This is a genomic window from Rhodovulum marinum, from assembly GCF_004343075.1.
GTDB lineage: Bacteria > Pseudomonadota > Alphaproteobacteria > Rhodobacterales > Rhodobacteraceae > Rhodovulum > Rhodovulum marinum.
Window position 1 is genome coordinate 118,921 of the sequence record NZ_SLXP01000004.1, and the last position, 21,314, is coordinate 140,234.

The following is a 21,314-nucleotide window of genomic DNA, read 5'->3' on the forward strand; positions in this document are numbered from 1 at the left end:
CCCCCCGTCCTGCGGACTCCCCCCGGGATATTTCCAGCCAAAAGAAGGGGCGAGGTCTTCTTCTGGCTGGAAATATCCCGGGGGGTCTGGGGGCGGAGCCCCCAGCGGATCGTCTTGGCGAAGCCAAGGCGAAACCCGAGGGTCAGGGCGCGCGACAACGGTCTTGCGGCAGTGCTAGACCGTATCGAGATAAAGCGCGAGGCGCGCGTCCTCGTCGAGGTCAGCGATGCGGCGGGCCTCTTGGCGCTTGGTCATCGTGTAATTCCGGATCAACCCGGCAGGGAAGATACGCGCGATTCGCGGGCTGGCCTCGAAGGCCTTGATCGCGCCCTGCCAGCAGGTGGGAATCTGCGGCAGGTCCTGGTCATAGGCGTTGCCGGTGATCGGCGGCGGCGGGCTCAAGCCGTCCTCGATGCCCTGCAGCGCCGCGCCCAGCACCGCGGCGATCAGCAGGTAGGGGTTGATGTCGCCGCCCGCCACCCGGTGCTCGATCCGGCGGGCGCGCGGGCTGCCGCCGGGGATGCGGATCGCGGCGGTGCGGTTCTCCTGCGCCCAGCAGATGCCGGTGGGCGCATGCGCGCCGGGCACCAGCCGGTCATAGCTGCCCGCATGCGGCGCGAGGATCAGCGTCATGTCGGGGAGCGCGGCCAGGCAGCCCGCGACCGCCCGCTGCAGGTGGTCGGGCCCGTCGGGGCGGGCGTCGTCGAAGATGTTCGCGCCCTTGGCATCCAGCACCGAGAAATGCATGTGCAGCCCGTTTCCGGCGTGGTCGGGATAGGGCTTGGCCATGAAGCTTCCGGCCAGACCGTGGCGCCGCGCCAGCCCCCTAACCAGCATCTTGAACAGCCATGCGTCGTCAGCCGCCGTCATCGCCTGGCCGTGCATCAGGTTCACCTCGAACTGGCCCATCCCGCTTTCGCTGATCGCGGCATCGGCGGGAATGTCCATCGCCTCGCAGGCGTCGTACAGATCGGTAAAGAACGCGTCGAACGCGTCCAGCGTGCGCAGGGACAGGATTTCCGCCGCCTCGCGCCGCTTGCCCGAGCGCGGCGAGCGCGGCGCGCGGATGCCCTCGCCCGAATCGTCGACGAGGTAGAATTCCAGCTCGGTCGCGACCTGCGGGCGCCAGCCGCGCGCGGCATAGGCGTCCAGCACGCGGGCCAGTGCCTGGCGCGGGCAGCCGTCGAAGGGCGCGCCTTCCTCGGTGAACATCCACAGCGGCAACAGCGCGGTCGGCGCCTCCAGCCAGGGCATCGGCACGAAACCGCGCCCGGTGGGCCGCAGCACCCCGTCGGCATCGCCGGTTTCGAACACCAGCGGGCTGTCCTCGATATCCTCGCCCCAGATGTCGAGGTTCAGCACCGAAAGCGGAAAGCGCGTGCCTTCCTCGGCGACCTTGCCGGCAAAGCGGGTGGGCAGGCGCTTGCCGCGGGCCTGACCGTTCAGGTCGCAGGCCGCGACCCGGATCGTGCGGACCTCGGGGTGATCGTGCAGCCAGGCGGTCATCGGACCAGCTGCATCAGCAGCCGCAGGCGCAGCCGGGGGCGGCTGTCCCGGGGCAGGTGGCGGTTGAGCCGGCGGTTGATCAGCCCGAAGACCGCGATGATCGCCAGCGTCAGCAGGATGAAATAGGCCGCGGCGATCGGGTAGGCGATGAACGGGTTGAAGGTCTTGTCGGCGAAATACTTGGCGTAATACAGCGCATCACCCTTTTGCTGCCAGGCCGGGAAGCCCGAGAAATAGACCAGCGCGGTGGCGTGGAACAGGAAGATCGCCTCGTTCGTATAGGCCGGCCAGGCCAGCCGCAGCATCGTCGGCCAGACCACGCGGCGGAACTTGGCCCAGCCCGACAGGCCATAGGCATCCGCCGCCTCCAGGTCGCCCTTGGGCACCGAGCGCAGCGCGCCATAGAAGATCTCGGCCGAATAGGCGGCGGTGTTCAGGAACAGCACGATCAGCCCCCCCGCCCAGGCCCGCGTCAGCCAGCGCGTCTCGGCGGAGATCTGGACGAAGAACAGGTCGATCTCGATCCCCGATTTCGGCAGCAGGACGAACGCTTCGTAGGCCAGGAAGAACTGGATGAACAGCGGCGAGCCGCGGAACAGGAAGATGAACCATTCCGCCGGTTTGCGCACCGCCCAAAGCGGGCTGAGCCGGGCCAGCGCCACCGCGGTCGCCAGGAAGAACCCGGCCAGAAGTGCCAGCGCGCCGAAATAGACGTTCCAGATCAGCCCCGAGCCGATCAGCGTCGCCTGTTCGCACAGCGTGAAATCGCTGCGCGGCAACAGCCGCTCGCCGATCCCGACCGAGCGCAGCGCGTAATCCTGGATGGTCTGAATACAGCTCATCCGCCCGCCTTTCGCTGCGCTTCGCCCGCCAGCGTCGCCTGCCCGTGGCTCAGCCGCACCGTCAGCCGGCCCAGCACCATTTCCGAAAGCTTGGTCAGGCCGAGATAGAACACCAGCAGCGCAAGGAAGTAGTAAAGCCGCCAGTCGGGATGCGGATAGGCGTAGATCGAGGTCTTCGACCCGCCCAGTTCCCGCGCCCAGTAGACGATATCCTCGACCCCCAGCAGGAACAGCAGGGGCGTCGCCTTGATCAGGATCATCCACAGGTTCGACAGGCCGGGCAGGGCATAGACCCACATCTGCGGCACGAGGATGCGCCAGAAGGATTGGCGCGGCGTCATGCCATAGGCCTCGGCGGTTTCCATCTGCGCCCGCGGCACCGCCCGCATCGCGCCATACAGCACGTTCGCGGCAAAGGCCCCGAACACCACCGCAAAGGCCAGGACCGCCAGCGCGAAGCCATAGGTTTCATGCACCCATTGCGGGCTGGTCGACAGCGGCAGCTTGGCCTGGGTGCAGACCACGAAATCGCTGCCCTGCCGGATCGGTTCCGTCCAGTCGGGGCATTTCGCCTTGTGCCGCAGCCATTCGAACGCCTGGTCCAGCGCGACCGGCACGAACAGGAAAAAGATGATGTCGGGCACGCCGCGCACCATGGCGGTATAGGCCCGGCCCAGCCATTGCACCGGCCAGATGCGCGAGCGCGCCGCCATCGCGCCGCCGAAGCCGAACAACAGCGCCGCAGGCGCGGTGACGGCCAGCAGAACCATCACCGTCCCGAACGAGGCATAGAACGCCATGTGCTTGCCGCTGGTCAGGTAGCAGGCAAGCCAGTTCAGGCCTTCGAGCGTGGAGGGATCGGCGCAGGACGCGAACATGGGCAAAAGGGGGCGGCGCGGACACCGCCCCCGTCAGGTCATCAGAAGCGCGGCGAGTCTTCGCCGAGCCACTTGACGATCAGTTCGTTCAGCGTGCCGTCGTCCTTCATGGTCTGGATCGCGGCGTCGAACTTGCCCCGCAGCTCGGGGTCGGATTCGCGGAACGCCATGCCGATGCCGCCGCCCAGCGGGATATCCTCGCCGACGAAGACCAGGTCCCCTTCCTCGACCACCGGGGCGAGGAAGTCCTTGTCGGCCATCACCGCGTCGGCCTCGCCGTTGCGCACCGCCGCGACCGTGTCGTCGGGGTTGGGGAATTCCAGCAGCGTGGCGCCGGTATCGACCACGTGGTTGGCCTGGATCGTGCCGGTCTGGGCCGCGATCACGCCGCCCTCGATATCGGCATCCTCCGACATCGCGGCATAGGCCGACGGCGAGGGCGGGGTGTAGTTCTGGGTGAAATCCACCACCTCGTCGCGTTCGGGGGTGATGCTCATGCCCGCGATGATGGCGTCATAGTTGCCCGACACCAGGTTCGGGATGATCGAATCCCAGTCGTTCGTCACCCATTCGCAGGTCAGTTCGGCGCGCGCGCACAGCTCGTCGCCCAGTTCGCGCTCGAACCCGTCGACCTCGCCGTTGTCGTTGATGAAGTTGTACGGAGGATAGGCGCCCTCGGTGCCCAGGCGCACGACATCCTGCGCAAGGCCCATGCCGGCCGACAGCGCCAGCGCCGCGGTGCCAAGGATCAGCTTCTTCATTCTTACTCTCCCGTTTGTTGGATCGGCGGGTCAGGCCGCCACGGTTGCACTCAGAAATTGTTGCAGGCGTTCGGATTTCGGGGCGCCGAACACCTGGTCGGGCGGGCCCTGTTCCTCGATCAGGCCCTGGTGCAGGAACACCACGTGGTCCGACACGTCTGCGGCCAGCCGCATGTCGTGGGTGACCAGCATCATGGTCCTGCCTTCCTCGGCCAGCGCCTTGATCACGCGCACGACCTCCTGTTCCAGTTCCGGGTCCAGCGCCGAGGTGGGTTCGTCGAACAACAGCGCGCGGGGCTGCATCGCCAGCGCGCGCGCGATGGCGGCGCGCTGCTGCTGGCCGCCCGAAAGCTGGGCGGGGAAGACATCGCACTTGTCGCCGATGCCCACCTTGTCCAGAAGGGCGCGGGCGCGGGTCTCGACCTCGTGCCGATCCTCGCCCAGCACGGTGACCGGGGCCTCCATCACGTTCTGCAGGATCGTCATGTGCGCCCACAGGTTGAACTGCTGGAACACCATCGACAGGTTGGTGCGGATACGGATCACCTGCTTGCGGTCGGCAGGGTGGCGGCCCGGCCCCTTGCCGCGCCAGGTGACGGGTTCGCCCTCGAACAGGATCTCGCCCTGCTGGCTGTCCTCCAAAAGGTTGGCACAGCGCAGAAGCGTCGACTTGCCCGACCCCGACGACCCGATCAGCGAGACCACATCGCCCTTTTTCGCGGCGATACTGACGCCTTTCAGCACCTCCAGCGCGCCATAGCTCTTGTGGAGGTCGCGGATTTCCAGAACGGGTGGGTTGGGGTCTGTCACGGGCATCCGGCAAGATTGCTTAACGGCCCCGGAGTAGGGCGCAAAACCGATGCGATTGCAACGGGGAACTGGCGCGAACCCGGGCGAATGCCCAGGATTTGGGCAGAAACGGCGGGATCGCTCGCCCAGAGGTTTTCCTTGAACAGGTTCGGGGAAAATCTTGCGGCCCGCGGCCCCGGGCTCAGCCTTTGCGCTTGGCTTCGGCGCGGTGGCGGGCCAGCGCGCTGTCGCGGTCGTTCACCCCCAGAAGGTTCGCCACCAGCCGCAGCAGGCTGTCCTCTTCCTCGTCGCGGATGCCGTCGGCCAGCACCACCTCCCACAGCGCCTCGATCACCGCCTCGCGGTCCTCGTAGGGCACGGCGTCCTTGATCGCGCGGGTAAAGCGGACGGTATCGGGCGCCTCGTCCTCCAGCGCCTCGGCCTGCCGGCGCAGCGCCCGCGCGCCGGGCGCGTCCAGCCCATAGCGGGTGGCCAGGATACGCTCGATCCGGTCGACCTCTTCATGGGCGTATTCCCCGTCCGACCGCGCGATCCGCACCAGAAGGGCGGACAGCGCCAGCCGCGCGTCGGTATCGGGCAGGCGTTGCGGGTCGGGCTGAATCAGGCGGGACAGGAAATCGGCGAACATGTCCGCAGATATAGGATCTTGCGGCGCGCTGGGAAAGCGGTCTTGCGCATCACGCCTGGGTGACGGGCGCTATCCGACGGGAACCGGACAACCGAACCGAATATCGTCCAGCGACACGCCGCCCGGGTCGGTATTGGTGATCAGAACCCCGGCGATATCGGCGGCCCGCCCGTCGCGCACGACTCCCAGGTCGCTGATCCCCGCGGGCAGCGACAGCGCGACCCGCCCGATCAACTGGCCCGAGCGCGCGAAAAACGCCAGCGTGACGGCGCCCCGGTGATCGGCCCGCGTGCCCAGGGCGTCGGTGTATTCGGTATGGATGCGCAGCGCCACGGCGCAACTGTCGGCGTCGAACAGGATCGCCGCGGCGCCTTCGCCCCGGCCCTCGGGCGCGGGCCAGCCCACCGGGCCCAGCGGATACAGCGCGTTCGACCCGAAGGCCCGGTGAAACGACACCGACAGCCCGTGCCCCGGCGCGCCGGGTTCCAGCGCCAGCGGTGCGTCCGGCGCGCCGGCGGCGATGGCATCGAACCGGTCGCCGCCTTCCGCGCGCTCCACCAGCGCCTGCCCGGCAAAACGTTCGCCGATCCGCCCGCCCGCGAAGGCATAGCCGAAATGCAGGTCGTGCCCCGGTTCGGGCCGGGGTGACAGGGTCTCGAAATCGACGCGGCCGCGCGTCGTCGCGGCGATATCGTCATAGGGTACAACTTCTAAGAGTGTTTCTTCCGGTATTTTCAGAATAGTATCGGATTTAATAGGTTGGCCAATGCATAAAAATGCAAGAAAAACGGCTATTTTCACCATGCTGAATATTTGACTACTCCCAACAAGCGACCAACTTTTCCCCAAAAATCATTGCGTCGGCAAAACCTCACCCGCTCGCTGGATTTCAAATAAATTTCAACACTATCGACGTAACTGCGTCCCACGATCTGCGCGAGATTCATCTGGAAACTGTCAACGAAAAATAAGTGCTTGTCGCCGACTGTCTTGACCCTTGGAACTGGCACAAAGTTTCGAAACTCATCAATATAGACGAATAGTTCCGATCTCAAGACAGATCCACTCCAAAGGACTCTAACGTAAGTTGACTGTGAGCGAGGATTGGGGCGATAAAGCTTTTCCATCCAATCCTCATAGAAATCTTCAGCGAGTACTTCGTTGTCGTCAATCTCGATTGAGTACTGGGTGAAGCGCTCATGTCGAAAGACTTGAATGTTGTGGCCAGCTCCTTCGATCCGTGACCAGCTACCGTGGTTGCGGATTAGTCGTGTTAATCGGGCGGATGGGTTTATGAAGGAAATATATGTAAAGTATGTGCCCACAAACGTCGCCAGCAAGCCGAGCAATCCAAGTCCAAGTCCCAAATTCTCCGGTGTTATGTCCATCACACCAGCCGCGAGGTTTCCACCGCCGCCCGGATGAAATCGGCGAACAGCGGGTGCGGCGCGAAAGGTTTCGATTTCAGCTCGGGGTGGAACTGCACGCCGATGAACCAGCGGTGATCCTTCCACTCGACGATCTCGGGCAGGCGGCCATCGGGCGACATGCCGGAAAACACCAGCCCGCAGGCCTCCAGCTTGTCGCGATACTTGATGTCGACCTCATAGCGGTGGCGGTGGCGTTCCTCGATCACCGTCTGGCCATAGATTTCCGCCACCCGCGAGCCGGGCGCCAGGTGCGCGGTATAGCTGCCCAGCCGCATCGTCCCGCCCTTGTCGTCCTCGACCTTGCGCTGGACGGTGGCGTTGCCCTGCACCCATTCCTTGAGGTGATAGACCACGGGCGTAAAACGTTTTTTCCCGGCCTCGTGGTCGAATTCCTCGGACCCCGCATCGGACAACGCGGCGACATTGCGCGCCGCCTCGATCACCGCCATCTGCATGCCCAGGCAGATACCCAGGTAGGGCACGTCGCGGGTGCGGGCGAACTGGGCGGCCTTGATCTTGCCCTCGGTGCCGCGCTCGCCAAAGCCGCCGGGCACCAGGATCGCGTGGAATCCTTCCAGCCAGGGGCCCGGATCCTCGCGTTCGAAGATCTCGGCGTCGATCCACTCGGCCTTGACCCGCACGCGGTTCGCCATTCCCCCATGGGTCAGCGCCTCGGCGATGGATTTGTAGGCGTCTTCCAGCTGGGTATACTTGCCCACGATGGCCACCCGCACCTCGCCCTCGGCGTTGAAGATGCGGTCGGCCACGTCCTCCCATTTCGACAGGTCGGGTTTCGGCGCCGGGCTGATCTGGAAGGCGTCCAGCACCGCCTGGTCCAGCCCCTCGCGGTGATAGGCCAGCGGCGCCTCGTAGATCGATTTCAGGTCCTGCGCGGCGATCACGCTGTCGGGACGCACGTTGCAGAACAGCGCCAGCTTTTCGCGTTCCTTCTCGGGGATCGGGCCTTCGGAGCGGCAGACCAGCACGTCGGGCGCGATCCCGATGGACCGCAATTCCTTGACCGAGTGCTGGGTGGGCTTGGTCTTCAACTCTCCGCTTGCGCGGATATAGGGCAACAGCGTCAGGTGCATGAAGATGCACTGGCCGCGCGGCTTGTCCTGGCTGAACTGGCGGATCGCCTCGAAGAAGGGCAGCCCCTCGATATCGCCGACCGTGCCGCCGATCTCGCACAGCATGAAATCGACCTCGTCCTCGCCGATGGCGATGAAATCCTTGATTTCATTGGTGACGTGCGGGATCACCTGGATCGTCTTGCCCAGGTAATCGCCCCGGCGTTCCTTCTCCAGCACGGTGGAATAGATGCGCCCCGAGCTGACGGAATCGGTCGACCGCGCCGCGACGCCGGTAAAGCGTTCGTAGTGGCCCAGGTCCAGGTCGGTTTCGGCCCCGTCATCGGTGACGAACACCTCGCCATGTTCGAACGGGCTCATCGTGCCCGGATCGACGTTCAGATAGGGGTCGAGCTTGCGCAGCCGGACCGAGAATCCGCGCGCCTGCAACAGCGCGCCCAGCGCGGCCGAGGCCAGCCCCTTGCCCAGGGACGAGACGACCCCGCCTGTGATGAATACGAACCGTGCCATATGGCTGGCGACCCCCGTGATCTTGGTTTTGTTGACTGCCCGATTCGGCGCGCCGGCGCCGCGGTATCACGGGATTCAAGCTATAGAGGATTCGGCCTGATCCCGCAACAGGACCGCTAGATGCTGTTAAGGATTTCGGTTGTGCATCAACTACTTGTATTGGTGCATTTTGCCCATGTGCGAATGCCTTACGGCGGCGCGGCCCGCGCTGCGGCCGTCCGGCAGGACAAGGCGTTTTGGTGGTTCAGTCGGCGCGCGGCGGCATCAGCGGCGCATCGCCGCCCGGTGCGACGGGCGCCGGCGGCAGCAGGTCCTGCCCCGAGGGCAGCCCGGGCGCGGTCTCGGCCGGGGCGCTGTCCTCGGCCGGAACGGGCGCGTTGCCGATGCGGTCGACGACCGAGGTGCCCGCGGCGTTCTGCGCGGCCAGGATCGTCAGCGTGATCGAGGTGCCGATGAAGCAGGCCGCGAAGAACCAGGTCAGCTTGCCCAGCGGCGTCGAGGCGGCCCGGCCGGTGATCGCACCGCCGCCGCCCATGCCCAGCCCACCGCCTTCGTTGCGTTGCAACAGCACGATACCGATCAGGCAAAGTGCCAGGACAAGGTGGATGATGAGGATGACGTTTTCCATAGAGGACGGCCCCGGGCTTGGTCTGGCGGTCTACCTAAGCCCAACGGGCCGCCCCCGCAACCCCCGCCGTCAGGCGGCGGCGGTTGCCGTTTTCTTGGTCTTGCCCGCGCTGCTGCGCGCGGGACGGCGCCAGCCCATGGCGGCGGCCAGGATGAACGACAGGATGGCGATTCCGCCCCAGATGTTCATCGCGGTCATGCCGGGCTGGATGATGCCCTTGTCGACCAGGATATAGCCGAGAAGGCCGAAGATCACGACGATCAGCACCAGCCCCATCAGGCCGATCGAGCGCAGCGTGCCGAAGACATAGATCAGGAACGCGATGGCCAGCATCGCGCCCAGCCCGATCACCAGCGCCTTCTGGTCGGTTTCGTAATTGGCCTGGGCCCAGGTGATGTAGTTGTACTGGGTCGGGTTGTAGGCGGCTGCCAGCAGAATGGCGGCAAACACCCAGCGCAGCAGGAATCCGGACATGTTTCGTCCTCCGTGGTTATATTTTAAGGTGCCGACTCGCGGCAGAGTCTAACTCTGGATAGACCGACTGCGGCGAAAAATGGGCTGCCTCATCGTCGCAGGCGGGGGCGCGGCCTACTCGTCGATGTCGTCGACATCGGCCTGGCCCGACAGGCGGCGGCGCACCAGGCTCCAGGACAGGCCCACCCCCAGGATCAGCGACAGCGCGGCGATCCCGATCCAGGTGTTCAGCCCCGGGTCGTCCAGCCGCAGCCAGCCGCGGTCGACCAGCACCCAGACCAGCGCGCCGACCAGCGCCGCCACCAGCGCCATCCCGAACGCCCCGATCGAACGCAGTGTGGCGCGCAGGTAGATGACATAGCCGGTCAACAGCAACAGCCCTGCCAGCACCACCATCGGCATGTCCTGCGACCAGGCGCGCCCGGCCCAGCCGACGAAATTCCACGGCGTGGGGTTGTAGGTCGCGGCCAGCAAGACGAAGGCGATCAGGCAGCGCAGCAGCAATCCGAGCATCGGGGATGTCCTTGTTCCGGGGCGACTCGGCCCGTACTTTAGCCTCGCCCGGCCGGGCTTGCGGCGAAAATTGCCTTGCCGCGTCGTCGCAGTCCGATATACCGGCGCGGGTTTGCAATCACCATCTCGGAGAGCCTGCCATGGCCAATGTCGTCGTCGTCGGCGCCCAATGGGGCGACGAGGGGAAAGGCAAGATCGTCGACTGGCTGTCGGAGCGTGCCGACGTCGTCGCGCGCTTCCAGGGCGGCCACAATGCGGGCCACACCCTGGTGATCGAAGGCGTCACCTACAAGCTGCACGCGCTGCCCTCGGGCGTGGTGCGCGGCGGCAAGCTGTCGGTGATCGGCAATGGCGTGGTGCTGGACCCCTGGCACCTGCTGAAGGAAATCGAGACGGTGCGCGGGCAGGGGGTCGAGATCACGCCCGATACCCTGATGATCGCCGAGAACACGCCGCTGATCCTGCCGTTCCACGGGGAACTGGACCGCGCCCGCGAGGGCCAGAACACGGTGGCCAAGATCGGCACCACGGGCCGCGGCATCGGCCCCTGCTACGAGGACAAGGTCGGCCGCCGGGTGATCCGGGTGGCGGATCTCGCCGACGACGCCACGCTGGAACTGCGTGTCGACCGGGCGCTGGTCCATCACAATGCGCTGCGCGCGGGGCTCGGCCTGGCCGAGATCGACCGCGACGCGCTCATCGCCGATCTGCGCGCCATCGCGCCCGACCTGCTGCAATATGCCGCCCCCGTCTGGAAGGTGATGAACGAGGCCCGCCGCGCGGGCAAGCGCATCCTGTTCGAGGGCGCGCAGGGTGCGCTTCTGGATATCGACTTCGGCACCTATCCCTTCGTCACCTCGTCCAACACCATCGCGGGCCAGGCCGCGACCGGCACCGGCATCGGCCCGGGCGCCATCGATTTCGTCCTGGGCATCGTCAAGGCCTACACGACGCGGGTGGGCGAGGGTCCGTTCCCGACGGAACTCGACGACGCCGACGGCCAGCGGCTGGGCGAGCGGGGCCATGAATTCGGCACCACCACGGGCCGCAAGCGGCGCTGCGGCTGGTTCGACGCGGTGCTGGTGCGCCAGACCTGCGTCACCTCGGGCGTGTCGGGCATCGCCCTGACCAAGCTCGACGTGCTCGACGGGTTCGAGACGCTGAAAATCTGCACCGGCTATGACCTCGACGGCGTGCGGCTGGACTATCTGCCCACCGCCGCCGACCAGCAGGCGCGCTGTGTGCCGGTCTACGAGGAACTGCCGGGCTGGACGGAATCGACCGAAGGCGCCCGCAGCTGGGCCGACCTGCCCGCGAACGCGATCAAGTATGTCCGCCGGGTCGAAGAGTTGATCCAGTGCCCGGTCGCGCTACTGTCCACCTCGCCCGAACGCGACGACACCATCCTTGTAACGGACCCCTTCGCAGACTGATGCAGCTGTCCTGGAAAGCCCGCCGCCGCTGGTCGCTCGTCATCCTTCTGATCGGCCTGCCGGCCTATATCGTGGTCGCGATCAGCGTGGTGAACCTGTTCGACCGGCCGCCTTTCTGGGTGGAACTTCTGGTCTATGTCGCGCTGGGCATCGTCTGGGCGTTGCCGTTCCGCTTCGTGTTCCGGGGAATCGGGCAGCCCGACCCGGACGCCACGCCGCAGCCCCCCGCAAAGGACGACGCGCCAGGGCGCTGACGCCTCGGGACGGGGGCGCGATGCGCGGGCGTCAGGCGTGGCGGCGCTCGGCCTCGGGCGCGGTGCCGCCCGCGTCGATCGTGGTCATCACGAAATTGCCGTGCTTGACCTTCTTGAAGGTACCGGCCCGCAGCAGCCCGCCAAAGGCGCGCAGCACCTCCTCGCGCGAGGTATCGGGGCCCAGATGCTCCATCGCCAGGCGCAGCACCTGCGGGCGCGAGAAATCCTTTTGCCCCTCGACGGTCTGCACGTAGGTGGCGGCAGTTTCCAGCACACCGGCGATCCCGGCCGGCTCACGCGCGGCGACGAACGCGGCGAACCCGGGCTCGGCGGCGGAGGTGGTCGCCTGCGCGGCGTCTTCGCCCGGCTCGGCCTCGGTGTTGACGCGCCGGGGGCGGATCGCATCGCCCGGCGCGGCGGGCTCGGGGCGGTCGGCATCGACGCGCTGTTCCGACACCAGCATCAGCGGGGCCAGCCGGCCGCTCTCGCCCGGGCGGGGGGCGGATGCCTTGTCGCGGTTGCCGCGCACCACCTTGGCCAGGACCTGGCGGTAGGGGCGGCGCGCGCGTTCGTCCTCGGCAGTGCCCGCGGTGCCCGATCCGCTCTTGCGGTCGGCGAAGGTCGCGGCGACGGCGGCCTTGAGATGCGCGATCGAGGCGCGGCGCCGTTTCTGCTCGGCGCCGTCCAGCTTGGTATTGGTTTCGTCCCACAGCCGCTGCAGCGCGGTTTCCACCTGCTCGGGGTCGGGGGCGGGCATGGGGGCGGTGACGGGCGCCGCATCGCCGCCGTTCCGCGCGGCCTCGGGGGCGGGGGTGTCCGCGTCGGTCTGTTCTGCGGGCTGGGCGGTGGTGTCCAGGGGGGTATCCTCGGCGGTTTCGGTTTGTTCGACGTCGCCGCGCACGGGGGCCTCCGCCGCTTCGGCGGTTTCGGCGGCATGGGTCTTCGGGGCGGGCATGTCGGGGGCGGTGACGGTCTCGGCCGCGCCGTCCCCCACGGTTTCGGCCGCGGCCGGGCTGTCGAATGCCGCGCGCGCCGCGGCAAGCTCGGCCTGCAATTCCGCTTCCAGCGCATCGGGCAGGCTGGCGTCGTTCTCGGCCGGTTCCGCGGCGGGGCGCGCGGCCTCGGGCTGTGCGGGGCCGGCCTCGGCGCCGGGCCAATGCACGGCCAGGTCCTCGCGCTTGAGCTTCAGGACGCGGGCGCGCGCCCGTGCGGGCGCCGGTGCAGGTGCTGCGGCCGGCTGCGGCGTCCTCGGCGCGGGCCGGCCCAGCGCGGCAAGCACGCGCGCGGTGGCATCTTCGGGCGCATCCTCGGCGCTTGGCTCCGCCGTGGCAGGTTCCATCGCTGCCTCGGCCGCCGGGGCCGCGGCGGCCATCGCATCGCCCGGCCCATCCGCCGGGGTGCCGGTCGCGGCGCGCGGTTCTGCGGCCGGACGGGCGTGGGGCATTTCCGGTGCTTCTGCGACCGGATCAGGCGACTTTGGGTCGGGGTGGCCCTCCGGTCCGGGGGCCGGGGCGGCGGCGCGCGCGGTTTCGACCACCGCGCGGATCCGGGCCAGCTTGGCGGCGACGGATTCGGGCTCGTCCGCACCGCGGTCGCCGGCATCGGCGCGCGCCATCGGCGCCTCGGGGCGCGCGGTCCGCTCCGCGAACATCGGGGGGGCGTCCTCCGACGTGATCGCCGCGGGGCGCAACACGATGCCATCCTCGCCGATGCGCGCCTCGACCCGCTTGCGGATCTCTCGCTCGGCGATGCGTTGCAGCATCTCCGCATCGGGGGTTGGCGGTTCGGCCCCGAAGAACCGGTCATCCGCCGCCAGGTCACGGAAATATTCCGCGATCGCCTTCATCGTGCCGAAAGAATCCTCGAATCCCTCCAACGTGCACGAGAAGGTGCCGTAGGACACTGTGAGAATCTTGCTCGCACCGTGCATATGCCGCTCGCTTTCTCCCCGCACCAATGTCCTGATATTTACCATAGTGTGGTTCTCAAAGATGAACAGAAAGCGGTTTTTTAGGGGATTTTTCAGCGTTTCTGTTGAGTTGGCCCGGTTCTTGCCGCATTGCTGCCACGATGTCGCCGCATTTGTTCCAGAGTCCCGCCACAATCGCGCTCGTCGGGGGAGGTTTCGTTAACCCGAATCATCTTGCGCGTGTGCGCGCGCTGGCCGGCGAGGTGGTGGCGGCCGATGGCGGGGCCGATCATGCGCTGGCCGCGGGGCTGACGCCGCGGCTGGTGGTGGGCGATTTCGACTCGATCTCGCCGGCGTCGCGCGCGGCGCTGCCCGCCGACCGGTTGCACCACGTGGCCGAGCAGGACAGCACCGATTTCGAGAAATGCCTGCGCGCGGTCAAGGCGCCGCTGATCCTGGGGCTGGGGTTCCTGGGCGAACGGATCGACCACGCGCTGGCCGCGATGAACGTGCTGGCGCGCCACCCCGACCGGCGCTGCATCCTGCTGGGCGCGGCCGATATCTGTTTCCTCTGCCCGCCGGTGCTGACCCTGGCCCCGCCTCTCGGGTCGCGGCTGTCGCTGTTCCCGTTCGGCCCGGTGCGCGGCCACAGCACGGGGTTGCGCTGGCCGATCGGCGGCATCGATTTCGCAACCGAGGGGCGGGTGGGCACCTCGAACCAGGTGACCGGCCCTGTGCGCCTGCGGATCGAGACCGGCGCGATGGTGGCGATCCTGCCCGAGGCCGAACTGGAGGCCACCGCGGCGGCACTCATGGCGGGGGCGGCGGCGGACGGCTGAGGTGGCGTTCGCGCAGAAAGACGTAAAGCCCCGCGCCCATGATGATCGCGATGCCCGCCAGCGCCTGCGCGTCGGGCAGGTCGCCGAAGATCAGATAGCCCAGCGCCGTCGCCGAAACGATTTCCAGGTATCCCAGCGGCGCGATCACCGCGGTCGGCGCTAGCCTGAGCGAGGCGCTGATGAACAGGTGCGACACGGTGGCGGCGATGCCCACCCCGGCCAGCCAGACCCAGAAGATGCCCTGCGGCATCACCGGGTCCAGCGGCCCGACGCCCGACCCCCGGAACAGCGCCAGCGCCGGGAACACCAGCAAACAGGCCGCCAGCGCCGTCCAGGCCTGAAGCGCGAGCGGCGCCATGCTGCGCGCGACCTTGCGCGTCAGGATCACGTAATTGGCGAAGAAGAACGCCGTCATCAGCGGCAAAAGCGCGACCGGCCCGAAGGCGGCAAAGCTGGGCCGGATCACCAGAAGCGCGCCGCCGAACCCGACCACGCAGGCCAGGATGCGCCGCCAGCCCACCGACTCGCCCAAAAGCAGCGCCCCCAGCAGCGTCAGGATGAACGGTTCGACGAAGAAGATCGCGATCGCATCGGCCAGCGGCATCGCGCCCAGCGCCGCGAAAAAGGCCGAGGTCGCGGCGATGATCAGCGCGGCGCGCCCCAGGTGCAGCCCCGCCTCGGGCAGGGTCGGCCGCGCCAGGCTGCCCAGCGCCCAGGCCACCGGGAACAGCAGCAGAACCTGTATCCCGAAGCGCGCGGCGACGATCTGGCCCACCGGGATCTCGGGGGCGGCCAGCTTGGCGAAACTGTCCATCACCGGGGCCGTGACGGTGAAACCGATCATCAGCAGGATGCCGGGAACGATGCGGTCCTGTCCCTGCGGCATGGCCGTCACGCCGGGGTCGCAAGGCCGGCCGCCGCCCGCGGTCCCGTCCCGCCGCCCCGGCGCAGCGGGCCGTCGAACCGGCCGCTCACCGGGGGCGGTTCCTGCATGCCCGCGCGCTTCCAGCCCGAAAGCCGCCGCAGCGCGCGCACATCCGCGATTTCGGCCGCGGGGATGCCGGCGCGTTCCAGGGTCTCGTCGGGCAATCCGCGGTCATCCGCGTCTATGATGAGGTCCACGACGTCATACAGGTGGCCGATCCCGATCTCGTCGGTGATGCCCTTGGCCATGTCCGGGGACGGGGTCTGCCGGCAGACCCGGTCCGGCAGGCCGAGCGCGAAGGCCAGTTGCCGCACCTGCGTCTTGAACAGGCCGGTCATCGGCTGGAACGGCAGGTCGTCGATCCCGCCCTTGACGAACCACCCCACCTCGAGTTCCGACCGGTTGGCGGCGCCCACAAGGGTCAGCCGCTCTTCGGCCGCGCGCTGTTCCAGAAGGGTTCGGCGAAAGACGTGGCGGGCGGTAAACCCGCGGTCGACATGGGCGATCGTCGCCGCGAACAGCGCCCGGCGCGGCCAGGGCCGCAAGGTTTCCCCCGCGCCCACCCGCAGCGTCGCCTTGAAGGCGCTTTCCCCGGTGAGCAGGGCATAGCTGCGCTGGATCAGCGGGTTGAGCGGCGCCCAAAGCGACAGAAGGCGTATGAACAGCGGTTTGTAGATTCCCTGCGCCCGCATCGCCGCGGTGATGTCGCGGCGCTCCAGCCGCAGGCCCAGTCCTTCGGCCACGTCGCGCGCATGCGCCCCGATCAAGGGGTCGCTGTCGCGGTCGTAGAGATAGGCGACATGGACCCGCGACGGCCCCAGCGCCCGCACCGCAAGGGCGGCCAGCACCGAGGAATCGAGACCCCCGCTCAGCCCCAGCAGCAGGCCCTCGCCGCCGGTCTGTGCCACCCGCGCGCGCAGCGCCTCGACCAGGCGGTCGATGGCCAGGTCGCAGTCGATGTCCAGTTCCTGTCCCATGGGCCGCGCCCCTGTCCCCGGCCGCCTTTGCATCGGCATCCGCGGCAGCCTAGCAATTCGGCACGTTCACCGCGAGGCCGCCCAGCGCGGTCTCCTTGTATTTCTCGCTCATGTCGCGGCCGGTCTGGCGCATCGCCTCGATGCAGTTGTCCAGCGGCATGAAATGTTCCCCCGTGCCCCGCAACGCCAGCGAGGCGGCCGAGACCGCCTTGATCGCGCCCAGCCCGTTGCGCTCGATGCAGGGCACCTGCACCAGCCCCTTCACCGGGTCGCAGGTCATGCCCAGGTGATGCTCCAGCGCGATCTCGGCGGCGTTTTCCACATGGGCCGGGCTGCCGCCCAGCACCGCGGCCAGCCCGCCCGCCGCCATCGCCGCGGCCGACCCCACCTCGGCCTGGCAGCCGCATTCCGCCCCCGAGATCGAGGCGTTGCGCTTGATGATCCCGCCGATCGCCGCCGCGGTCAGCAGGAAATCCCCCACCTGGGACGGCTGCGCGCCGGGCACGTGGTCCAGCCAGTAGCGGATCGTGGCGGGCACCACGCCCGCCGCCCCGTTGGTGGGCGCCGTCACCACCTGCCCGCCGGCGGCGTTCTCCTCGTTCACGGCCATGGCATAGACGCTCATCCAGTCGTTGATCGTGTGCGGCGGCGTCAGGTTCAGCCCGCGCTCGGCCTTCAGGCGTTCGTGGATGTCATGCGCCCGGCGGCGGATGTTCAGCCCGCCGGGCAGGGTGCCGCCGGTCGCCAGCCCGCGGTCGATGCAGGCCGCCATCGCCGCCCAGATCGCCGCGAGACCGTCGTCCAGCGCGCGGGGGCTGCGCAGCGTGGCCTCGTTCGCGCGTTTCATCTGGGCGATGCTCTTGCCCGAGCGCGCCGCCATGTCCAGCATCTCGGCGGCGTTGTGGAACGGGTAGGGCACGGGGGCGCCGGCCTCTTCCTCGGTGCCGCCCGCCGCCATCTCGGCCGCGGTGCGGACGAAACCCCCGCCGATCGAATAATAGGTCTCGGTCAGGATCACGTCGCCCTGCGCGTCGGTGGCCGACAGCACCATGCCGTTGGCATGGCCGGGCAGGGGCGTTTCATAGTCGAACACCAGGTCGCTGTCAGGATCGAAGTCCAGCGCCCCCAGCCCCGGCGGGCGCACCTGCCGTTCGCGCCGGATGCGGGCCAGCGCGCTCTCGGCCGCCTCGGCATCGTAGGTTTCCGCCGTCACGCCATCCAGCCCCAGGATCACCGCCCGGTCGGTGGCATGTCCCACGCCGGTAAAGGCCAGCGACCCGTGCAGCGTGGCACGCAGGCCCCGGGCGTGGAACGGCGAGGCGGCAAGCAGCCCCAGGAACCGCGCTGCGGCCACCATCGGACCCATCGTGTGCGAGGATGACGGGCCGATGCCGATCTTGAAGATGTCGAAAACGGACAGGTACATGGGTGGCCTCCTCCCTGTTCCAAAGGTGGCACCTGGGCGGCGGTTTTCCATCCCGAAAACGACCATTCGCGCCGCGCGGGCGCGCGGTGAAAGCCTTTGTTCACCTTCTCGCGGGAAAGTGCCGGCACCGGCCGCCGGGCGCCGAGGCGCGCCCGCGCCCGCCGGCGGCAGGACAGGGGCAGGCGATGGCGACCTACACGCTCAAGGCGGTGGCGCTGGGCGATCTGATCGTCTCGGGACCGGAGCCGTTCGCCTCGAACACCTCGACCAGCTCCGACGCGATTTCGGCCAGGTCGACCATTACCCTGCCCTCGGGGGCGGAATGGACGGAACTGCTGATCGACGACACCGATGGCGGCGCGACCCCGTTCGAGGATACCGACCAGGGCCTTGCCGCGCCGGCGGATTTCAACGGCACCAGCTGGCCTTCGGGCATCGACGTCGAGAACGAGTACAGCTACGTGATCCGGCCCGTCGGTTCGACCGACCCGGCCGAGGAAATCACGATCTACGTGCTGCAATTCGACAATGGCAGCGTCGAGGGCATCACCGCCACCGCCGGCCTTCAGCGTGACGTCCCCTACGAGATCATCTCGGGCGACAGCTCGCCCGAGGCGTCCTATTCCGACCTCGTGATCTGTTTTGCCGAGGGCACGCGCATCGCCACCCCGGACGGCCCCCGCCCGGTCCAGGCCTTGCGCCCCGGCGACCTGGTCGAAACGCGGGACGCGGGCGCGCAGCCGCCGGCCTGGGTCGGGCGGCAGGTCGTGCCCGGCCGCGGGGCCGTTGCCCCGGTGCGCATCGCCCCCGGCGCGCTGGGCAATACTGCGCCGCTGATCCTCTCGCCGCAGCACCGGGTGCTGCTGGTGGCCGATGCCGACGACATCCTGCTGCCGGTCAAGGCGCTGATCGGGCGGCCGGGGATCGCGCGGATGACCGTGCCGCGCATCGCCTATCACCACCTCTTGCTGGGCGCCCATCACGTCATTTTCGCCGAGGGCGCAGCGGTCGAAAGCATGTATCCCGGGCCGATGGCGCTGGCCGCGCTGGGCGGCTTGCAGCGCGCGGCGATCCTCGCGCTGTTCCCCGATCTCGCCCGGGGCGCGGTCTGGCCGCCCGCCCGGCCCCTTGTCCGCCCCGGCCAGTGGCGCCGGATGACCGCCGGGGCGACGACTTTCTAGGGGCGTGGCGGGGGCTGGCCCCGGCGAATTGCCCCTCGCGGCCCCGATCCATCTTGCCTATAAGGGCACGGACCCAAGAACGGAGACCTGCCCATGACCGGAGAGTTGTCCCCCATCGACAAGGCCAAGTTCGCCGCCGCCAAGCGCGCGACCGCGTTCGTCGAAAGCGGCATGAAGGTGGGGCTGGGCACCGGGTCGACCGCGGCCTGGATGGTGCGCTGCCTGGGCGAGCGGGTGCGCGACGAAGGCCTTCGGATCAAGGGCGTGCCGACCTCGACGCGCACCGCCGACCTGGCCCGCGAGGTGGGGATCGAGGTGATCTCGCTGGACGAGGCGCGCTGGCTGGACCTGACCATCGACGGCGCAGACGAGTTCGACGCCGACCTGAACCTGATCAAGGGCGGCGGCGGTGCGCATCTGCAGGAAAAGATCGTCGCCACCGCCTCTGACCGGATGATCGTGATCGCCGACCCCGCCAAGGAGGTCGCGCACCTGGGCGCCTTCCCGCTGCCGGTCGAGGTGATCCCCTTCGGCTGGAAGGCCACCCGCACCCTGGTCGAAGAGGCGCTGGAAGGGATGGACGTGCTGGGCCGCGAAACCGCGCTTCGGATGAACGGCGAGGCGCCCTTCGTCACCGACGAGGGCAACCATATCCTGGACCTGCACCTGAAACGCATCGGCAACCCGCGCCAGCTGTCGCTGGTGCTCAACCAGATCCCCGGCCTGGTCGAGAACGGGCTGTTCATCGACATCTGCGACGTGGTCGTGATCGGCCATGGCGACGGGCGGGTGGAAATCCGCGACATCACCGCGGGCACGTTCGACGAGGACCGCGTCGCCTTCGCCGACAACGACAACCTGTTCTCCGATATCTGAGTGCGCGCGATGGCCTTCGACTACGATCTTTTCGTCATCGGCGGCGGCTCGGGCGGGGTGCGCGCCGCCCGGCTCGCGGCCAGCGAGGCCGGCGCCCGCGTGGGCCTGGCCGAGGAATACCGCATGGGCGGCACCTGCGTGATCCGCGGTTGCGTCCCGAAAAAGCTGATGGTCTTCGCCTCGGGCTTCGCCCACGCGATGCAGGACGCGCGCGCCTATGGCTGGGACGTGAATGCGGGCGGGTTCGACTGGACGGCCTTCCGGGGCAAGCTGGACGCCGAACTGACCCGGCTGGAAGGCATCTACCGCACCAACCTCGAAAAGGCCGGGGTCGAGATCTTCGACACCCGCGCCACCGTGGCCGATGCCCATACCGTGCGGCTGGCCGATGGCACCGAAAAGACCGCGCGCCACATCCTGGTGGCGGTGGGCGGGCGCCCCTTCGTGCCCGATTTCCCGGGCTCCGAACATGTCATCACCTCGAACGAGGTGTTCAGGTTCGACGCGCTGCCGAAAAGGATCCTGATCGTCGGCGGCGGTTACATCGCCTGCGAATTCGCCTGCATCCTCAACGGGCTGGGGGTCGAGGTCACGCAGTATTACCGCGGCGCGCAAATCCTGCGCGGCTTCGACGAAGAGGCGCGCGGCCATATCGCGGGCGCGATGCAGGACCAGGGCATCGACCTGCGGCTGGGCTGCAACGTCCAGCGCATCGACCGGGTGGAGGACGGGCTGTGGGTGAAATCGACCGACGGCCATGACGCGGTCTATGACCAGGTGCTGTATGCCACCGGCCGGGTGCCCAATACCGACGGGCTGGGGCTGGAACATGCGGGCGTGCGTCTGCGGGACAGCGGCGCGGTCGAGGTGGACGGCTATTCCCAGACCTCGGTGCCCTCGATCTATGCGGTGGGCGACGTGACCGACCGCATCAACCTGACCCCCGTGGCGATCCGCGAGGGCGCGGCCTTCGTGGAAACCGTGTTCAAGGGCAACCCCACGCGCGCCGATCACGCGCTGGTGCCCGGCGCGGTGTTCACCCGGCCCGAATTCGGCACCGTCGGCCTGACCGAGGAAGAGGCCGCTGCCCGCGGCCCCGCCGAGATCTACGCCACCGCCTTCCGGCCGATGCAGTCGGGCTTTGCCGGGCGGTCCGACCGGGTGCTGATGAAGCTGGTCGTCTGCGCCGAGACGCGCAAGGTTCTGGGCTGCCATATCGTGGCCGATCACGCCGGCGAGATGATCCAGCTGGCCGGCATCGCGATCAAGATGGGCGCCACGAAAGAGGATTTCGACCGAACGGTCGCGGTGCATCCCACCATGGCCGAGGAACTGGTCACGCTCAAGGCACCGGTGCGGACCGTCGGATGACGGGTTGAATTCGGTCCCCGGGCAACCAGTTAGGACACACGAGATTGCATGC

General features: G+C 68.2%; 22 protein-coding genes. 6 read left to right on the forward strand and 16 right to left on the reverse strand.

Annotation, left to right across the window (positions count from 1 at the left end):
- Nucleotides 1–174: 174 nt before the first annotated feature.
- The 12 genes from EV662_RS08370 to EV662_RS08425 all read right to left on the reverse strand — a co-directional run bounded on the left by EV662_RS08370 (nt 175) and on the right by EV662_RS08425 (nt 10,071).
- Nucleotides 175–1,506, reverse strand: a complete 1,332-nt coding sequence (locus tag EV662_RS08370; protein ID WP_132461711.1) for a glutamine synthetase family protein — start codon at nt 1,504–1,506, stop codon at nt 175–177.
- On the reverse strand, nt 1,503–2,348 hold the full coding sequence (locus EV662_RS08375) for an ABC transporter permease (protein ID WP_132461712.1): 846 nt from the start codon (nt 2,346–2,348) through the stop codon (nt 1,503–1,505). Before EV662_RS08375 ends, EV662_RS08370 begins: the two co-directional genes overlap by 4 nt.
- Nucleotides 2,345–3,226 (reverse strand): ABC transporter permease, encoded by an 882-nt coding sequence (locus EV662_RS08380; RefSeq protein WP_132461713.1) that lies wholly within the window; start codon nt 3,224–3,226, stop codon nt 2,345–2,347. The genes EV662_RS08375 and EV662_RS08380 overlap by 4 nt, the downstream gene beginning before the upstream one ends.
- Nucleotides 3,227–3,267: 41 nt before the next feature.
- Nucleotides 3,268–3,987 (reverse strand): transporter substrate-binding domain-containing protein, encoded by a 720-nt coding sequence (locus EV662_RS08385; protein ID WP_132461714.1) that lies wholly within the window; start codon nt 3,985–3,987, stop codon nt 3,268–3,270.
- A gap of 30 nt (nt 3,988–4,017) precedes the next feature.
- Nucleotides 4,018–4,803, reverse strand: a complete 786-nt coding sequence (locus tag EV662_RS08390; protein ID WP_132461715.1) for an ABC transporter ATP-binding protein — start codon at nt 4,801–4,803, stop codon at nt 4,018–4,020.
- Nucleotides 4,804–4,978: 175 nt separating this feature from the next.
- Nucleotides 4,979–5,425, reverse strand: coding sequence for a tellurite resistance TerB family protein (locus tag EV662_RS08395; RefSeq protein ID WP_132461716.1), 447 nt, complete (start codon nt 5,423–5,425; stop codon nt 4,979–4,981).
- Between the two features lie 69 nt (nt 5,426–5,494).
- Entirely contained in the window at nt 5,495–6,229 is a 735-nt protein-coding gene (locus EV662_RS08400; protein ID WP_132461717.1) for a hypothetical protein, read from the reverse strand.
- Nucleotides 6,223–6,813, reverse strand: coding sequence for a hypothetical protein (locus tag EV662_RS08405; RefSeq protein ID WP_132461718.1), 591 nt, complete (start codon nt 6,811–6,813; stop codon nt 6,223–6,225). Before EV662_RS08405 ends, EV662_RS08400 begins: the two co-directional genes overlap by 7 nt.
- Nucleotides 6,813–8,456 (reverse strand): CTP synthase, encoded by a 1,644-nt coding sequence (locus EV662_RS08410; protein ID WP_132461719.1) that lies wholly within the window; start codon nt 8,454–8,456, stop codon nt 6,813–6,815. Before EV662_RS08410 ends, EV662_RS08405 begins: the two co-directional genes overlap by 1 nt.
- A gap of 244 nt (nt 8,457–8,700) precedes the next feature.
- Entirely contained in the window at nt 8,701–9,084 is a 384-nt protein-coding gene (gene secG / locus EV662_RS08415) for a preprotein translocase subunit SecG (RefSeq protein WP_132461720.1), read from the reverse strand.
- A 69-nt stretch (nt 9,085–9,153) separates the two neighbouring features.
- Nucleotides 9,154–9,558, reverse strand: a complete 405-nt coding sequence (locus tag EV662_RS08420) for a DUF6524 family protein (protein ID WP_132461721.1) — start codon at nt 9,556–9,558, stop codon at nt 9,154–9,156.
- 114 nt (nt 9,559–9,672) lie between these two features.
- Nucleotides 9,673–10,071, reverse strand: coding sequence for a DUF6524 family protein (locus EV662_RS08425; RefSeq protein WP_132461722.1), 399 nt, complete (start codon nt 10,069–10,071; stop codon nt 9,673–9,675).
- 140 nt (nt 10,072–10,211) lie between these two features.
- Between EV662_RS08425 and EV662_RS08430 the strand changes: the two genes are divergently transcribed.
- Entirely contained in the window at nt 10,212–11,504 is a 1,293-nt protein-coding gene (locus EV662_RS08430) for an adenylosuccinate synthase (protein WP_132461723.1), read from the forward strand.
- On the forward strand, nt 11,504–11,758 hold the full coding sequence (locus EV662_RS08435) for a DUF2842 domain-containing protein (RefSeq protein WP_132461724.1): 255 nt from the start codon (nt 11,504–11,506) through the stop codon (nt 11,756–11,758). Before EV662_RS08430 ends, EV662_RS08435 begins: the two co-directional genes overlap by 1 nt.
- A 31-nt stretch (nt 11,759–11,789) precedes the next feature.
- Here the strand turns inward: EV662_RS08435 and EV662_RS08440 are convergent, their stop codons facing one another.
- On the reverse strand, nt 11,790–13,688 hold the full coding sequence (locus tag EV662_RS08440; protein WP_132461725.1) for a hypothetical protein: 1,899 nt from the start codon (nt 13,686–13,688) through the stop codon (nt 11,790–11,792).
- A 140-nt stretch (nt 13,689–13,828) separates the two neighbouring features.
- On the opposite strand from EV662_RS08440, the gene EV662_RS08445 reads away from it, so the two are divergent.
- Nucleotides 13,829–14,506 carry a thiamine diphosphokinase gene (locus tag EV662_RS08445; RefSeq protein WP_132461726.1) on the forward strand — a complete coding sequence of 226 codons (678 nt, stop codon included), beginning with the start codon at nt 13,829–13,831 and terminating at the stop codon, nt 14,504–14,506.
- On the opposite strand, the gene EV662_RS08450 is transcribed toward EV662_RS08445, so the two are convergent.
- Genes EV662_RS08450 through EV662_RS08460 form a run of 3 tightly spaced genes read right to left on the reverse strand, consistent with a single transcriptional unit; the run spans nt 14,478 to nt 17,834 of the window.
- Nucleotides 14,478–15,392, reverse strand: a complete 915-nt coding sequence (locus EV662_RS08450; protein WP_132461727.1) for a DMT family transporter — start codon at nt 15,390–15,392, stop codon at nt 14,478–14,480. The genes EV662_RS08445 and EV662_RS08450 overlap by 29 nt on opposite strands.
- 5 nt (nt 15,393–15,397) lie before the next feature.
- Nucleotides 15,398–16,408 (reverse strand): asparagine synthase-related protein, encoded by a 1,011-nt coding sequence (locus EV662_RS08455; protein ID WP_165915558.1) that lies wholly within the window; start codon nt 16,406–16,408, stop codon nt 15,398–15,400.
- 49 nt (nt 16,409–16,457) lie between these two features.
- Nucleotides 16,458–17,834: an L-serine ammonia-lyase gene (locus EV662_RS08460; protein ID WP_132461729.1), complete on the reverse strand. Its 1,377-nt coding sequence runs from the start codon at nt 17,832–17,834 to the stop codon at nt 16,458–16,460.
- Between the two features lie 185 nt (nt 17,835–18,019).
- Here EV662_RS08460 and EV662_RS08465 point away from each other — a divergent pair, with 185 nt between their 5' ends.
- From EV662_RS08465 to gor, 3 genes are all read left to right on the forward strand, one after another.
- A complete protein-coding gene (locus tag EV662_RS08465) occupies nt 18,020–19,015 on the forward strand; it encodes a Hint domain-containing protein (protein ID WP_132461730.1) in 996 nt (331 codons plus the stop codon).
- A gap of 93 nt (nt 19,016–19,108) precedes the next feature.
- The gene (rpiA, locus tag EV662_RS08470) at nt 19,109–19,891 is read left to right on the forward strand and encodes a ribose-5-phosphate isomerase RpiA (RefSeq protein WP_132461731.1); all 783 of its coding nucleotides are present in this window, start codon (nt 19,109–19,111) and stop codon (nt 19,889–19,891) included.
- Between the two features lie 9 nt (nt 19,892–19,900).
- The gene (gene gor, locus EV662_RS08475) at nt 19,901–21,262 is read left to right on the forward strand and encodes a glutathione-disulfide reductase (protein ID WP_132461732.1); all 1,362 of its coding nucleotides are present in this window, start codon (nt 19,901–19,903) and stop codon (nt 21,260–21,262) included.
- Nucleotides 21,263–21,314 lie beyond the last annotated feature (52 nt).

Excerpts from the sequence above, each read along its gene's own strand:
- EV662_RS08370 (WP_132461711.1), bottom strand. The coding sequence starts at position 1,506 with ATGACCGCCTGGCTGCACGATCACCCCGAGGTCCGCACGATCCGGGTC.
- EV662_RS08375 (WP_132461712.1), bottom strand. The coding sequence starts at position 2,348 with ATGAGCTGTATTCAGACCATCCAGGATTACGCGCTGCGCTCGGTCGGG.
- EV662_RS08380 (WP_132461713.1), bottom strand. The coding sequence starts at position 3,226 with ATGTTCGCGTCCTGCGCCGATCCCTCCACGCTCGAAGGCCTGAACTGG.
- EV662_RS08385 (WP_132461714.1), bottom strand. The coding sequence starts at position 3,987 with ATGAAGAAGCTGATCCTTGGCACCGCGGCGCTGGCGCTGTCGGCCGGC.
- EV662_RS08390 (WP_132461715.1), bottom strand. The coding sequence starts at position 4,803 with ATGCCCGTGACAGACCCCAACCCACCCGTTCTGGAAATCCGCGACCTC.
- EV662_RS08395 (WP_132461716.1), bottom strand. The coding sequence starts at position 5,425 with ATGTTCGCCGATTTCCTGTCCCGCCTGATTCAGCCCGACCCGCAACGC.
- EV662_RS08400 (WP_132461717.1), bottom strand. The coding sequence starts at position 6,229 with ATGGTGAAAATAGCCGTTTTTCTTGCATTTTTATGCATTGGCCAACCT.
- EV662_RS08405 (WP_132461718.1), bottom strand. The coding sequence starts at position 6,813 with ATGGACATAACACCGGAGAATTTGGGACTTGGACTTGGATTGCTCGGC.
- EV662_RS08410 (WP_132461719.1), bottom strand. The coding sequence starts at position 8,456 with ATGGCACGGTTCGTATTCATCACAGGCGGGGTCGTCTCGTCCCTGGGC.
- secG (WP_132461720.1), bottom strand. The coding sequence starts at position 9,084 with ATGGAAAACGTCATCCTCATCATCCACCTTGTCCTGGCACTTTGCCTG.
- EV662_RS08420 (WP_132461721.1), bottom strand. The coding sequence starts at position 9,558 with ATGTCCGGATTCCTGCTGCGCTGGGTGTTTGCCGCCATTCTGCTGGCA.
- EV662_RS08425 (WP_132461722.1), bottom strand. The coding sequence starts at position 10,071 with ATGCTCGGATTGCTGCTGCGCTGCCTGATCGCCTTCGTCTTGCTGGCC.
- EV662_RS08430 (WP_132461723.1), top strand. The coding sequence starts at position 10,212 with ATGGCCAATGTCGTCGTCGTCGGCGCCCAATGGGGCGACGAGGGGAAA.
- EV662_RS08435 (WP_132461724.1), top strand. The coding sequence starts at position 11,504 with ATGCAGCTGTCCTGGAAAGCCCGCCGCCGCTGGTCGCTCGTCATCCTT.
- EV662_RS08440 (WP_132461725.1), bottom strand. The coding sequence starts at position 13,688 with ATGCACGGTGCGAGCAAGATTCTCACAGTGTCCTACGGCACCTTCTCG.
- EV662_RS08445 (WP_132461726.1), top strand. The coding sequence starts at position 13,829 with ATGTCGCCGCATTTGTTCCAGAGTCCCGCCACAATCGCGCTCGTCGGG.
- EV662_RS08450 (WP_132461727.1), bottom strand. The coding sequence starts at position 15,392 with ATGCCGCAGGGACAGGACCGCATCGTTCCCGGCATCCTGCTGATGATC.
- EV662_RS08455 (WP_165915558.1), bottom strand. The coding sequence starts at position 16,408 with ATGGGACAGGAACTGGACATCGACTGCGACCTGGCCATCGACCGCCTG.
- EV662_RS08460 (WP_132461729.1), bottom strand. The coding sequence starts at position 17,834 with ATGTACCTGTCCGTTTTCGACATCTTCAAGATCGGCATCGGCCCGTCA.
- EV662_RS08465 (WP_132461730.1), top strand. The coding sequence starts at position 18,020 with ATGGCGACCTACACGCTCAAGGCGGTGGCGCTGGGCGATCTGATCGTC.
- rpiA (WP_132461731.1), top strand. The coding sequence starts at position 19,109 with ATGACCGGAGAGTTGTCCCCCATCGACAAGGCCAAGTTCGCCGCCGCC.
- gor (WP_132461732.1), top strand. The coding sequence starts at position 19,901 with ATGGCCTTCGACTACGATCTTTTCGTCATCGGCGGCGGCTCGGGCGGG.